Source organism: Shewanella sp. LC6 (assembly GCF_006385735.2).
Classification (GTDB): Bacteria; Pseudomonadota; Gammaproteobacteria; order Enterobacterales; family Shewanellaceae; genus Shewanella; species Shewanella xiamenensis.
In genome coordinates, this window is sequence record NZ_CP043902.1 from 2,857,603 (window position 1) to 2,871,655 (window position 14,053).

Sequence of the window (14,053 nt, forward strand, 5' to 3'; positions counted from 1 at the left end):
ATTACAAGCTCGGCTTCAGTGATAAAAATGGCTTTAAGTCTACACACTTAAAGCCATTATTATTCGGGTTTACAATAAGCAATAAACGCTTACTGATAAATTGAGGCTTGCCCTTCAGGGCGAGTCTTTAGCAATCTTAGGAACCACATATACTGCTCTGGATAAGCGAGTATCACTTGCTCAACCGCTTTATTCAGTGCTAACGCCTCGTTTTCCTTACCGACCATGTCTTCGGCGGCAATGGCGGGCATCACAGTTAAATCAAACTGGCGTGAAGCTTGGTTATAACCAATTTTCACCGGTAGCACTTGGGCATTTCCCGCCTGAGCTAATCGGCCAACTACGGGTAATGTCGCTTTGACTGTGCCTAAAAACGGGGTAAATACACTCTGATCTGGGCCTAAATCCTCATCGGGCAGGTAGAAAAAGCTATTGTTCTGCTTGAGCTCTGCTAATAAGGCGCGAATTCCGGCCTCCCGCATATAAACGTGGCCACCACAACTGCTACGTACTCGATTATTAAACCAGTTAAATAACGCGTTTTTATGGGCCTTTGCCATAGTGACCATGGGCAAATCGAGGTTTAACCTCAGCCCAGCATAATCAATAGGCCACACATGGGGCATGATAAATATCACCGGCTGCCCTACTGCTTGCGCCGCTTGTACATGCTCAAAGCCCATCAAATTCACACGGCGGCGTAAATGCGCCTTAGATCGTACCAACAGCTCACCTTGCGATAACAGCACTAATACGAAGTTCTGCACGTTGTCATCAATTAAGGCTTCTATTTCTGCGGCGGATTTTTCAGGGAAACACGCCTTTAAGTTCGCCCTGGCAATACCTATCGGCTTTTTCGCAATAGGCGCCACCAGTTTGGCCAAGGTTCTAGCAATAGGATCACGCAGCCACGCGGGCATGATCCCAAAAATCACTAATAGACCGATCGCCAACCAAGTAACCCAATATTTAGGGTGCAATAACGCCAATTGAAAACGTCGGTCAAAATGTTTGGGCTGTCTTGACAAAGAAATCACCTCAGACAGTGGAAAAGTCATTTACCATAAAAAGAAAATAGTAAAGCCACTCACGAAGGAGTGGCTTTACTGTCGAACATCTAAAATTACTTGCCCGCGTTAGAAGCTTCTACGCGAGTTTTCAGTTTCTGGCCGGGACGGAAGGTCACGACACGGCGAGCGGAAATCGGGATATCCTCGCCTGTTTTTGGGTTCCTTCCCGGTCTTTGATTCTTATCCCTAAGGTCAAAGTTGCCAAAGCCAGATAACTTGACCTGCTCACCACTTTCAAGTGCGCCTCGAATTTCTTCAAAGAACGACTCAACCATCTCTTTGGCTACACGCTTGTTTATACCGAGTGTTTCAAAAAGATGTTCTGCCATTTCGGCTTTGGTAAGTGCCATACTTTAATCCCTCAACGATGCGTTGAACTCGGTCTTCAGGGCAGAAACAACTGAATCAACAGTTTCAGCGATCTCTTTTTCCTCAAGTGTACGAGTAGTGTCTTGTAATGTAAGTGCTATCGCCAAGCTCTTCTTGCCGGGCTCAACACCTTTACCTAAGTATACATCGAACAAGTTTATGCCAACCAACTGATTTTCGCCAACTTTTCTTATCAATTTCATTACATCGCCTGCAGATACACTTTCATCTACGACTACTGCGATGTCACGACGATTAGCCGGGAACTTAGATACAGCTTGGGCTAGCGGTAAACTGGTATGCAATAAAGCATCCAATTCCAACTCAAAAACGATGGTTTTACCATTGAGTCCAAAAGGCTTCTCCAAACTAGGATGGATAGCACCTATATGACCGATCACTCGATCATTTCTCAATATTTCAGCACATTGCCCTGGATGAAGAGCAGAATGCGTCGCTACTCTAAAGCTAAATTCTGATGCGGAAACTGTCAAGCCGATAATTGCTTCTAAATCACCTTTAAGGTCGAAAAAATCAACGGTTTTCGATTCCATTGACCAATGTTCGTCATTTTGAAGCCCTGTAATGACGCAACCGAGCATTGCTTGCTGTCTTACACCGGATTCTGCATGAATATCAGGAACAAAGCGCAGGCCAGTTTCAAAAAGTCTCACACGACCCTGTTGACGACTTTGGTTGTAGCCAACCGCAGTCAATAATCCAGTGAACATCGACAACCGCATGGCCGACATTTCGCTAGAAATCGGGTTCGGTAACACCATGGCTTGCTCACCTGGGTGAACCAGATTTTGCAGCTTAGGATCGACGAAACTGTAAGTCACTGCCTCTTGGAAACCACGGGCCACTAACAGCGAACGTACGCGCTTGAGGCTTAAGTCGGTTTCTTTATGGTCTGACATCCGCAGTGACGCCACGGGCGCAACGTTTGGAATGTTGTTGTAACCGTAGATACGAGCAACTTCTTCGATTAAGTCTTCTTCAATCGCCATATCGAAGCGATACGTCGCAGTGGTGACCTGCCAACTTCCCTCACCTGCAACGACGCCGAAACCTAAACGTTCGAGGATTTCAACCACGTCGCTATCGGGAACATGGTGACCCAGAATTTTATCTAACTTGCTGCGACGCAATAGAATTTGCGCAGGCTTTGGTAAGTCAGCGTCAGATTTGGCTTCAACCACAGGACCCGCTTCACCGCCGCAAATATCCAGCACTAAGCGAGTCGCACGGTCCATAACTTTGTGCTGCATATCAGGGTCAACACCACGTTCGAAACGGTGTGATGAATCGGTATGCAGACCTAAACGGCGTGACTTACCCATAATCGCTAACGGCGCGAAGAACGCACATTCAAGCAGTATGTCTTGGGTAGTGTCGCTCACACCCGAATATTCGCCACCAAATACGCCAGCAAGCGCTAGTGGACGGGCATCGTCGGCAATCACTAAGGTATCACTTGGAATGGTCACTTCGCTGCCATCGAGCAGGGTGATTTTCTCTTCGCCATTGCCTAAACGCACTTGGATATCGCCAGTCAGCTTGGCAAGGTCGAAGGCGTGCATAGGTTGACCGAATTCAACTAACACGAAGTTAGTGATATCGACGATAGGATCGATTGAGCGGATACCACTGCGACGCAGTTTTTCCTGCATCCATAATGGCGTAGCCGCTTTCACGTTCACATTCTTCACCACACGACCTAAGTAGCGTGGGCAAGCTGCGGTTTCCTTCACATTAATAGCCACTTTGGCATCAGTGGTTGGCGTCACGGCTTGCCACTGTGGCTCGGTTACCGCTTGACGGTTTAACACGCCAACTTCACGGGCCAAACCTACCATACCTAAGCAATCGGCACGGTTAGCGGTTAAATCCACTTCTATCACAGCATCATCAAGCTGGAGATACTCACGTAAATCCTTGCCTAATGGCGCATCTAATGGCAGTTCGATAATGCCATCGCTATCGATATCAATACCCAGCTCGCTGTATGAACACAGCATGCCTTCTGAAGGCATACCACGCAGCTTAGCCTTCTTAATTTTAAAATCGCCTGGCAGCACCGCGCCAACCATTGCTACGGCAACTTTTAAGCCTTGGCGGCAGTTTGGTGCGCCACAGACGATATCGATAAGCTCACCACTGCCGACACTGACTTTAGTCACGCGCAGTTTGTCTGCATCGGGGTGCTGGCCACATTCGACCACTTCACCAACCACAACGCCGTTGAACTCGGCAGCCACGGCATCAACGCCATCGACTTCGAGGCCAGCCATAGTGATCTGGTGGGATAATGCTTCACGGCTAACGGCAGGATTGACCCACTCACGAAGCCAAGATTCGCTAAATTTCATGCTATACAGCTCCGTTATTTAAATTGCTTCAGGAAACGCAGGTCGTTTTCGAAAAACGCTCGTAGATCGTTTACGCCGTAACGCAGCATAGTTAAACGCTCAACGCCCATACCAAAAGCAAAACCAGAGTATTTTTCTGGATCGATGCCAACGCTACGCAGCACATTTGGGTGCACCATACCGCAGCCTAACACTTCTAACCATTTGCCGTTTTTACCCATTACGTCCACTTCGGCTGAAGGCTCAGTGAATGGGAAGTAAGAAGGACGGAAACGCACCTGCAAATCTTCCTCAAAGAAGTTACGCAGGAAATCATGCAACACGCCTTTTAATTCGGCGAAGTTAACGTTTTCATCTACCAGCAAACCTTCCACTTGGTGGAACATTGGTGTGTGAGTTTGGTCGTAATCGTTACGATACACACGACCCGGTGAAATAATCCGCAGTGGCGGCTTTTCCGTTTCCATAGTACGAATTTGCACGCCCGAGGTTTGGGTACGCAACATCAGCTTAGGATTAAAATAAAACGTATCGTGGTCGGCACGCGCTGGGTGGTGCTCAGAGATATTCAAGGCGTCGAAGTTATGGAAATCATCTTCGATTTCAGGGCCTTGTTTTACCGAAAACCCTAATTCCCCAAAAAAGGTTTCGATACGTTCAATGGTGCGCGTCACTGGGTGTAAACCACCGATTTCGATAGTGCGACCAGGTAGCGTCACATCAATCTTTTCGGCAATTAATTTGGCTTCTAGCTCTGCACTTCTCAGGACGTCGATGCGCTCAGTTAATTTCTGTTGAATGGCCTGTTTCGCATCATTGACCGCCTGACCAAAAGCGGGTTTTTCTTCAGGACTTAAGCTGCCCATCATTTTCATCATGTCGGTGATCTTACCTTTCTTACCTAGGTAATCGACACGGATATCATCCAGTGCTTTTAGATCACTGGCCTGGTCAATAATGACTAAGGCTTGTTCTACGATCTCAGTTAACTGCTGCATTTTCTCTTCCACTGCATAGTCGCGCTTGATAAACAAGTGCTATGGGCGCCAAACTTTCAGGCTATTTCGGTGCTCAGGTTATCGGGCGTTAATGCCAGACGCTTTGCTAGCTATAACGAAATAAAAGGAGAGAAATTTTACGCGAGCGAGCGGCATATTACTAGGGCTTATTCGGGGTTTTTATCATGCAAATTCATGTGTTATCCCAACAAACCTTCCAAGTTGATCGCCTTGGAAAGACATTTGTCGATTTTTACAGCAGTCACGTGATCACGCACTAACCACTGGCGACACATGTAACTAAACTGTAAACTTATGTTTGTACCTTGCCAAAATTGCTGCAAAACAAACAAAAATGCCGCAATTGGACAACAATAATACAAGCAACAGCTTACTAAGCAGAAAAACATAAAGTCTATGGCAAATCGACCGATATCCATTTGGTCACAGCCCAATTTATCGAGGCGCTAATGAAAGAAGTTAAATTTCGCTGGATAGATCAATACCTTATCCACATGACCTTAAAAACCAAATTTGCAATTCTCGCCCTAGTTCCGATGTTTATGATTGTGGGATTAGCGGTATTTTTAAATACTCAGTTTAGGGATACCCTGCTTGAAAGCCATTTGCATGGGCTCCAAGACACTTCCCAGAAAATCAATCAACTCGCCGCGCAGATTTCTAGCAAGCTACCCGAGCAAGAACGCCAAAATTTACCTAATCAGCTGAGCCAAGGCTTACAGAATGTTCAGATTGTTACAGTTTCTGAGGCTGATAGCCGCGCACAAACCCTTGCCCGCAGTGGGGGCGGTATTGATACCAGCAGTTCACCTAATCGGGCTGTTAGCTCGGTTAATGATCAAAATATGCTGACCATCATTCCCGTCGATGATCGTCAACTTAACGCCCTTTTAGCCGATGACAATATCTTAGTCTACAGCCTGATGGCAGTACTGTTATTCGTGCTCTTCCTGTTTAGCTACTACATCTCTACCTTCGTTGGCGGTGCACTCTACACCACAGTCATGGCACTTAAACGCGCAGCGTCTGGGGATTTGACAGGCCGATTAAACTTCTTCGAAGTCAAAGATGAGTTCAGCATCTTAGCTATCAGTATCGACACGCTAGTCGAGCGCCAGCACAACTTGGTGAAGCAGATAGCAGAATCCACCAGCAAGATCCGCGAAGTGGTTTCATCTTTTAGAAGTACGGCTCAGCAAGGACAAGCCCTTGCGGTCAATCAACGTCAGCACCTCGACTCCTTAGCCACGGCGATGGAAGAAATGACTGCCGCGGTAAAAGAAGTGGCACGCAATGCCGAGCAATCCTCCGCCGAAACCCAAGAGGCGAATCAACAGGTCAATGCGGGCTCTAAGGATATTGAAACCACAGTAAGCGCAATTGATGTACTGTCGGATGAAATTTCTGCTGCATCGAATGCGGTCAATACCCTCAACGACAACGCCAGTAAGATTGATGAGGTGGTTTCGACCATTAATGCTATCTCGCAACAAACTAACCTACTCGCCCTCAATGCCGCGATTGAAGCGGCTCGTGCTGGCGAACAGGGTCGCGGTTTTGCGGTAGTGGCCGATGAGGTACGAACCCTTGCTGGCCGCACGCAAGCTGCAACGGTAGAAATTAAATCCATGATTGAGTCGCTGCAACAAGGCACACGTAACCTCACCCAAGTGATGTCTCGCACCGTGAGTCAAGCAAGTGAAGGCAAACAGCATGTACTGCAAACGGGTAAAGATCTCGAGTCGATTGCCCACCATAGCAGCCACGTGTTCGAAATGAGTGTGTTGATTGCCACGTCTGCGGAAGAACAATCAGCCGTAGCTAACGAAATCGCGACCAATCTGATGGAAATTCGCAATCAATCCCACGATGTCGAGCAATCGGCGAACCAATCGGTATCGGGTTGTGATGAGTTGCAAGCCACCGCGGGACAATTGGACCAGCTGATGGTGGGTTTAAAAATCTAATCGTTGAAGAGCTAAGCAACAAGGGAGCCAAGCACCCTTGTTGCTTAAATAACGAATCGTCATCTGGTTAATCCCTAATTAATTCATTTCTATAATTTAGAATTCCTAAATAAATTAAAATAAAATCTAAATTTTAAAATTTAGATTTGGATTATCGAATTTATCGCCCCCACAATAAAATCTTGATCATACTTTTAAACTAAAAAAGTATTCATCCATTCACCTTTGATAACGATCAACGTTTTGTCACCTTAAAAATCTATTATACATTCAAGAAGCCAAGTTAAATCTCAAAAAACTATTAACTTAAGCTTAATAAACTCTGTTAAACCCTAATGTATTTCAGTACACATTAATAATAAAACAGCGGTATAAGTTTCAAGAGAAATACTAATTAGACATTTAAAAAAGCAATGTTTGCACATTGCTTATATTGCGCCACTAGCTCTTTATGATCGAATAAGAGCTTATTTGCTGGCTTGAGAATGATAATTTAACCCACAATAAAAGAAGGAAAATAACATGCTTAAAAAGATGATGCTCATGTGTGCACTGTGTTTCTCTACTAGTTTAATGGCGGCATCACTTGCCGACAGCCATTCAGAAAGATCAGACTGTGAATCATGCCATAAGGATAAAACACCTTCTGCGGATTATGTTTTTGAAAATGAGCAATGTGTATCATGCCATGGCGAAATGAAAACACTCGCAGGTGAAGCTCATACTAAGCATGATGGTGTTTTAACATGCACTAATTGCCATATCGCTCATGAAGAAAAAGCACCTGCTGATGCCTGCAAAGCATGCCATTAACTCACTAAAAATCTAAAGCCAAAAGCCGAAGAATAACTTGTTTTGAATGGAACCATTTGGCAGGATGCCACTTGACCCACCTCCAAGGGTGTTTGCCATCTATTGCTCACAGGTGGCATTTTTTATCCCCGTTTGTATCGCCTTAATGTATATCTAACAACTGAATACTTCGCTCATATTCCATAAAAATAAGAAAAATTTAAGCATCCCAAGTAAACCATAAGACGAGTGTCAAGGTATTGTTCTCAAGAACGCCAAGGCTTTATCTAAATCACGGGTGCGCGCCATCGGCGGCAGGGAGTTTAAAAATGCCTGTCCGTAGGCGCGATTCACAATCCGATTATCACACAGGATTAATACGCCGCAGTCCTTTTCGTCACGGATCAAACGTCCAACCCCTTGTTTGAGCGCAATAATCGCTTGAGGTAATGACACTTGAGTAAAAGGATCGCCGCCCTGACGGCTAATATTGTCGGCGCGGGCACGGTAAAGCGGCTCATCGGGCGAGACAAACGGCAATTTATCAATAATCACGCAGCTTAATAACTTGCCACGCACATCTACCCCCTCCCAAAAACTGCTGGTGCCAAGTAATACCGCATTGCCCAGTTGGCGAAACTTTGTGAGCAAACTCTGTTTACCCGCTTGGCCCTGCACCAGCAACGGATATTGAGTCCGAGTTCGCAATGCCAACGCCGTTTGCTCAAGCATTTTATGGCTGGTAAACAAAATAAAGGTTCGCCCCTGCGCTGCCTCAATCGCTTTGACACATACATCGACTAACTGTTTGACTGCTTGCTGCTGATTCGCCACATTGCCCAATTGCCTCGGCACACAAAATAACGCCTGACGCGGATAATCAAAGGGACTATCCAAAATATGCGCCTTGGCCTCACTGATCCCTAACTCCTTGGCAAAATGCGCTAAGCTGCGGTTCACTTGTAAGGTTGCCGAGGTAAAAATCCAACTGGTATTGGCCACAAATAACTGCTGACATTCGCGGGCAATATTAATCGGTGAAATCCGTAGCATCACAAAACGGCTAACAAATTCAACACTATAGGCAGCCTGTGGATTGTCACATTGGAAAAACTGATTGAGCTTATGGTTAAGGCCAGCCAGTTTAACGGCAATATCATCTAATAACTCACTGCGCCCCACATGGGCGAGCAAGAGTTTTTGCAGCGCGGTTAACTCTGCGAGTAAATCCCATGATGCTAGCGCAATTGACTTATTGCCAAGCAGCATACGCCAATCCGACTCGGCAATAGAAAACAATCCATTATGCCAGTCACTCAATTTGGCTAAACAACGCTGACAAAATTGGGCAATCTGCCCCGTATCGCTGAGCTCAGTTTGATAAATCTGCAATAACTTTTGCAGGTAGTCATCAATAGTGCGACTCGAGGATTGCTGGCCAAAATAACTGACGCAGATATCCGGCAGCAAATGCGCTTCATCGAAGATCACCACATCGGGATCGGGTAATAATTCAGCAAAGCCTGTGTCCTTTAACACACTGTCTGCAAAGAATAAGTGATGATTCACGACAATGATTTTCGCATCCATCGCGCGGCTGCGAGCCTTACGGGTAAAACAGGCATCATAAAATTCGCAGCGCTGGCCAAGACAGGTCTCTTTGGTACTGACGACTAAGGGAAGCGCGGGAGAATGTTCAGGCACTGAAGTTAAGCCACCAATATCGCCGTCTTTACTCATGCCCGCCCATTGATTGATTTTGAGTAAATCATCCAACAATCGCGCCTCAATATGGCTGGCCTCCTGCATCTGCCTATCGAGTCGATATTGGCATAAATAGTTATTGCGGCCTTTTAATAGCGCAAGCTTGGGCGCAATTCCAAGCATAGATGTCAATGCGGGTAAATCCTTTAGAAACAATTGCTCCTGCAGGTTTTTACTGCCAGTACTGACAATCACTTGCTTGCCACTTAACATAGCGGGAATTAAATAGGCGAAGGTTTTACCGACCCCTGTACCCGCTTCGATCAGTGCATTGCCCTTACTCGCAATCGCTTCACTGATGATTTGCGCCATCTCAACCTGACTCTGACGCGCACTGAACCCCTGAATATGCGTAGCGAGCACGCCATCGTTGGCAAAAGCTCGCAGCACTTCACTCGCCAATCGACTCATCGGACGTTGAGCTTCAAGCGAATGGTGATTTGATTGCTGATGTTTAGCTTGCCGCGGAGCTGAGTGTCGAGAGTGAGTCAATGGCGAGCGAGTTCCTATAAAAACGATTCAAAAAAGCGGGTTGTGGGTTAAGGCGTTAGCCTACCCTAAGGAACCTAACGCTGTTGCCGCAGTGTAATTAAGCCCGCCTGATAATACCAATAGTTTTAATCTAGCGCCGAGCTTCTTGAGCTAAAACATGGAGTAGCGTAGTTTAAATGATCTAACAACCAAAGGCTTAACTCAACTTTTCACCGATTGCTTGCTAAGAGGTAAGCTGCTAAGTTGCGTTAATGATTGTGCTAATAACTTAATTTTGCACGAAGCTTCAATTATGGATATATAACTCAATTAAGGTTTACGTTTATAAACGTTGAGATGATTAAGGATATAAAATGAAAAAGTTCCAATTATTACCGTTAATGTTATTTATTTTATCTACTCCCGTAGTAGCGCAAGAAGCACCAATAGATGAAATGTTTAGAGTGATGTCAATCGATAAACAAATGGCTGGTGGATTTGAAGCTATGTTACCAATAGTAGACCAAATAGCCACCAACTATAAATTAGATAATAAGGCTAAAGAAGAACTTAAGGGTATTTATAGAGCATGGTTTAATGAAGATGTTGATCGTCCCAGAGTGATAAACGAATTAAAAAAACAGTACTCTGAAGCTTTCACAAATGAAGAAATCATTAAAATAACCCAATTTTATCAAACTTCTACAGGTAAAAAACTCTTAGAAAAAACGCCACAATTGATGCAAACTGGAGCACAAATCGCCATGCAAGAAGCACAAACAAAACAATCTAAATTAATTGAGCGTATTAGACCTTTTCTCGCAAAGCATGGAATTAAAGAATAAAGCTATAACAATTATCTGAACATGAGGTCTGACATTACGAGACGTGTACCAAGCTACGCACTCAGTGGTAAGCATTAGGCGGAGATTAACTATGCCAACGACCTTATCCTTGTCACAATATGTGAAAAAGCGAAATGGTGTTCCACTGGGTGCCAGTCACTCGATGAGGAATATGCTATCACGCGCCCTGGGTGCTAAGTCATTCCCCATTTTTTGGCATTATTGGAATCCGATTTGGGGTTATTATTTATCACGTAATGTCATGCGTCCTAGCAGTCAGTTTCTGCCGATGTGGCTCGCCGTACTTGTCACCTTTTTGGTCAGCGGTGCGCTACACGATCTCGCCGTTGCTCTGGTTAAATGGCAAACCATATTCTTTTTTACACCTTGGTTTGGCATCATGGGAGTTATAGTGATTGCCTCAAATAAATATCGCCTTTCCTACGGTACATTACCTTGGATTATGCGGGCTTTGATTAATTTACTGTTTATTTTCTCATCATTTGCGTTAACCGAATTAATGCAGGGTCTGTGGAGGCCTTGAGCCTGATTCTGTCGGTTTAATTAACTCGTCCAAATGATGTAAATGATGCTCGCTCAAAAGGATATTTCATGCGATTAACATTAACCTTGGAAACCCTATTATCCCAACTTGGTTCTTTTTCGTGGCACTTGGATGTGTACAAAGCCCTAGAACAACCATTAAGTCCCACAATGTCGGTGTTAATCATTGACGATGAGCTTGAAGAAGAACGCGACCAACAGGATGAGCCTCTCTACCCGCAAACTCAAGGTTATCAATACTTTTTAAGCATTGCGGATTTGCAAAGCATCAAGGCTAATTTAGTGCAACAGCTGCCACATGCTACCTTGCATGACATAATTCATGCTGTCAGTTATTACTATCAAAACGATGCTTATATAAATGTAGAGAGCTAACCGCTTTAATTGCGCTTTTATAAGATAAATTAAAACAATTGTTAAAGGATAAAATAGAATCAGCTATGGATAAAAAAGCAAAAAGGATTTTATTCTCCACCTATTGGAAGAATGGTTGGATTGACGTAAAAAACAGAAGTATCTCCGATCCCGACTTTATCTATGCCAAATCGAAAGGATTAATGTTTGATCCTTTAACTATCTCCCATGATGAATGTATCCTTGCCACCACAACGCTAGTAAAAGGCATTTCGCAAGCACAAGTAACAAAAGGATTTTTAAGCAGTCTAACCTCTCGGCGATTGGATTGGCGCTCATCCCTTGCATCCTATGCGATCGCCCAAAAAATCCCATCTCATCAATACACACCTGTCATTTCAGGCTCTTCTTATATGGATGGCAAACCAACTGCACATTCCTATACCTGCGGCATTTGCCGAGACAGTCAATATGGCATCCGAGGAAGCGAATCCTATATCGAGGTGGATATTAACGTATTCAATTTCGAGCGTATAAAATGGGGCGGCGTGCGCCATGGGGATATTTTGTATACCTATTTTGATTTAAGCCAATTTATTAATGCCGAAATTCCAGAGCCGACGTCAGAAGATATGGCCTGTTTTAGGGAGATCTTAACGATTATCGAAACGTCAGACCCGAGCGATTATCCCAGTACACTAGAGAAAAGATTAGCGAATGTGATTAAGTCGAGTAAAGGTGAGCGACAAATATTAATCGAAATATTAGCCAGTCTGGGAATATTAAAACCCAATACTGTCGATAGACAACGCCAAGGCAAAAATGACTGGGTATTTGCCGAATATTGGCGTGGTGAAGACAAATATTGCCAACAAACAGTTGATCGCCTGTTTGGAGAATATTTAACAGGGTAAAAGGGATGTCACGCGCTAATCCTGCATTAGCGCTGTGACTAACACTTAGCCACAACCGCCAGTCTAGATTGAACGCTGTTAGACAAGATTTACCATACTTACCGCCAGCCGAATTTGTCTAAACGCAGCGTCGGCTTTGTGCCAATCCCCTAATTCGCCCCTCCTTGCGATAAGCAGATTATCGTCCTGCGACCACCAAGATGAAACATTTTCACAAAACGCATAAATATTCTTATTTAGTTAAAATTAGCTGTTGCAAACGGCACAGAAAGCGGTTAGCTTAAAAAAACGTTCGATGGATAAGTATCCACCAACACCAAATTCAACATAATCACAGAGTATAGAGAGTCATATGAGCCAACTACTGAACGCTATCCACCACCATCACCACCATATGCGGTAGCCTTCGGACGCTCACTGCCGAAGGACTATATCCTTCTGGCGGACTGATTCAAAGATGATCACTAACCCCTGGAAGGAATTCTGGGGGTTTTTGCTTTTGGGCTTTTTAACTAACGATTTAATAGATAATTAGTAATTAATTTCAATATGTTAACCGCCACATTTACTGGCGGTGCCGATAAACCAGTTAAAGCGTGAAACGAAAGAATATCATTTTGAATTTGTTAACTTTGAGCGAGATAAAATTATGACTGAATCAAACCGTTTACGTATTGCCATTCAAAAATCGGGTCGCCTATCGACCGACTCTCAGCAATTACTCAAGAGCTGCGGTGTTAAGTTTTCCATTAACGAACAACGTCTTATCGCACACGCAGATAACATGCCTATCGATTTACTCAGAGTACGTGACGATGATATTCCAGGACTGGTTATGGATGGCGTGGTCGATTTAGGCATTATTGGTGAGAACGTGCTCGAAGAAGAGCAAATTGAGCGTCAAACCCTAAATAAGCCAGCTGAATATGTAAAATTACGCCAATTAGATTTTGGCGCCTGCCGTCTCTCGTTAGCCGTACCAACCGAATTTAGCTATGCCAATGCCTCATCCCTAGAAGGCTTGAGAATTGCCACCTCCTACCCCAATCTATTGCGCCGTTTTATGCAACAAAAAGGCATAAATTATCGCGACTGTATGTTAAAAGGCTCGGTTGAAGTTGCGCCGCGTGCAGGGCTTGCCGATGGCATTTGTGACTTAGTCTCCACTGGCGCAACCCTTGAAGCCAATGGTTTATACGAGACTGAAGTCATATACCGCTCCATGGCCTGCATTATTCAATCAACCCAAACCCAAACGCCGAGCAAACAAGCCTTAATCGATCGCATTTTATCCCGCGTAAACGGCGTGATCCGCGCCCGTGAAAGTAAATATATTTTGCTGCACGCGCCCACTGAAACTTTAGATCAAATTGTCGCCCTGCTGCCCGGTGCCGAAAATCCTACTGTATTGCCATTAAACGACGATACTAATCGAGTGGCCATTCACGCCGTCAGTACCGAAGATTTATTCTGGGACACCATGGAAGAACTCACCGCGCTCGGTGCCAGCTCAATCCTCGTCATGCCAATTGAAAAAATGATGGGGTGATCT

General features: G+C 44.7%; 12 protein-coding genes. 7 read left to right on the plus strand and 5 right to left on the minus strand.

Features of this window, described 5'->3' with window-relative positions; all coding sequences use genetic code 11:
* Positions 1-89 precede the first annotated feature (89 nt).
* The 4 genes from lpxM to pheS all read right to left on the minus strand — a co-directional run bounded on the left by lpxM (position 90) and on the right by pheS (position 4,809).
* Positions 90-1,028, minus strand: a complete 939-nt coding sequence (lpxM, locus tag FJD32_RS12920) for a lauroyl-Kdo(2)-lipid IV(A) myristoyltransferase (RefSeq protein ID WP_088586950.1) — start codon at positions 1,026-1,028, stop codon at positions 90-92.
* A 95-nt stretch (positions 1,029-1,123) separates the two neighbouring features.
* Positions 1,124-1,420: an integration host factor subunit alpha gene (gene ihfA / locus FJD32_RS12925; protein ID WP_011622581.1), complete on the minus strand. Its 297-nt coding sequence runs from the start codon at positions 1,418-1,420 to the stop codon at positions 1,124-1,126.
* A gap of 3 nt (positions 1,421-1,423) precedes the next feature.
* Positions 1,424-3,811, minus strand: a complete 2,388-nt coding sequence (gene pheT, locus FJD32_RS12930) for a phenylalanine--tRNA ligase subunit beta (protein ID WP_088585673.1) — start codon at positions 3,809-3,811, stop codon at positions 1,424-1,426.
* Positions 3,812-3,825: 14 nt separating this feature from the next.
* Positions 3,826-4,809, minus strand: a complete 984-nt coding sequence (pheS, locus tag FJD32_RS12935) for a phenylalanine--tRNA ligase subunit alpha (protein WP_037417925.1) — start codon at positions 4,807-4,809, stop codon at positions 3,826-3,828.
* Between the two features lie 470 nt (positions 4,810-5,279).
* Here pheS and FJD32_RS12940 point away from each other — a divergent pair, with 470 nt between their 5' ends.
* A complete protein-coding gene (locus FJD32_RS12940; protein WP_140907078.1) occupies positions 5,280-6,797 on the plus strand; it encodes a methyl-accepting chemotaxis protein in 1,518 nt (505 codons plus the stop codon).
* A gap of 522 nt (positions 6,798-7,319) precedes the next feature.
* On the plus strand, positions 7,320-7,610 hold the full coding sequence (locus FJD32_RS12945) for a cytochrome c3 family protein (protein WP_037417920.1): 291 nt from the start codon (positions 7,320-7,322) through the stop codon (positions 7,608-7,610).
* 231 nt (positions 7,611-7,841) lie between these two features.
* On the opposite strand, the gene FJD32_RS12950 is transcribed toward FJD32_RS12945, so the two are convergent.
* Complete coding sequence (locus FJD32_RS12950) at positions 7,842-9,764, minus strand: ATP-dependent DNA helicase (RefSeq protein WP_181159827.1); 1,923 nt, start codon at positions 9,762-9,764, stop codon at positions 7,842-7,844.
* Between the two features lie 434 nt (positions 9,765-10,198).
* Between FJD32_RS12950 and FJD32_RS12955 the strand changes: the two genes are divergently transcribed.
* The 5 genes from FJD32_RS12955 (at position 10,199) to hisG (ending at position 14,050) form a co-directional block, all read left to right on the plus strand.
* Positions 10,199-10,669: a DUF2059 domain-containing protein gene (locus tag FJD32_RS12955; protein ID WP_055648367.1), complete on the plus strand. Its 471-nt coding sequence runs from the start codon at positions 10,199-10,201 to the stop codon at positions 10,667-10,669.
* Positions 10,670-10,760: 91 nt separating this feature from the next.
* A complete protein-coding gene (locus FJD32_RS12960) occupies positions 10,761-11,213 on the plus strand; it encodes an acyltransferase (protein WP_047535512.1) in 453 nt (150 codons plus the stop codon).
* Between the two features lie 68 nt (positions 11,214-11,281).
* Positions 11,282-11,608 carry a hypothetical protein gene (locus FJD32_RS12965; RefSeq protein WP_055648366.1) on the plus strand — a complete coding sequence of 109 codons (327 nt, stop codon included), beginning with the start codon at positions 11,282-11,284 and terminating at the stop codon, positions 11,606-11,608.
* 65 nt (positions 11,609-11,673) lie between these two features.
* On the plus strand, positions 11,674-12,501 hold the full coding sequence (locus FJD32_RS12970) for a hypothetical protein (protein ID WP_140907079.1): 828 nt from the start codon (positions 11,674-11,676) through the stop codon (positions 12,499-12,501).
* A 649-nt stretch (positions 12,502-13,150) separates the two neighbouring features.
* Positions 13,151-14,050, plus strand: coding sequence for an ATP phosphoribosyltransferase (gene hisG, locus FJD32_RS12975; protein ID WP_037418029.1), 900 nt, complete (start codon positions 13,151-13,153; stop codon positions 14,048-14,050).
* Positions 14,051-14,053: the final 3 nt, after the last annotated feature.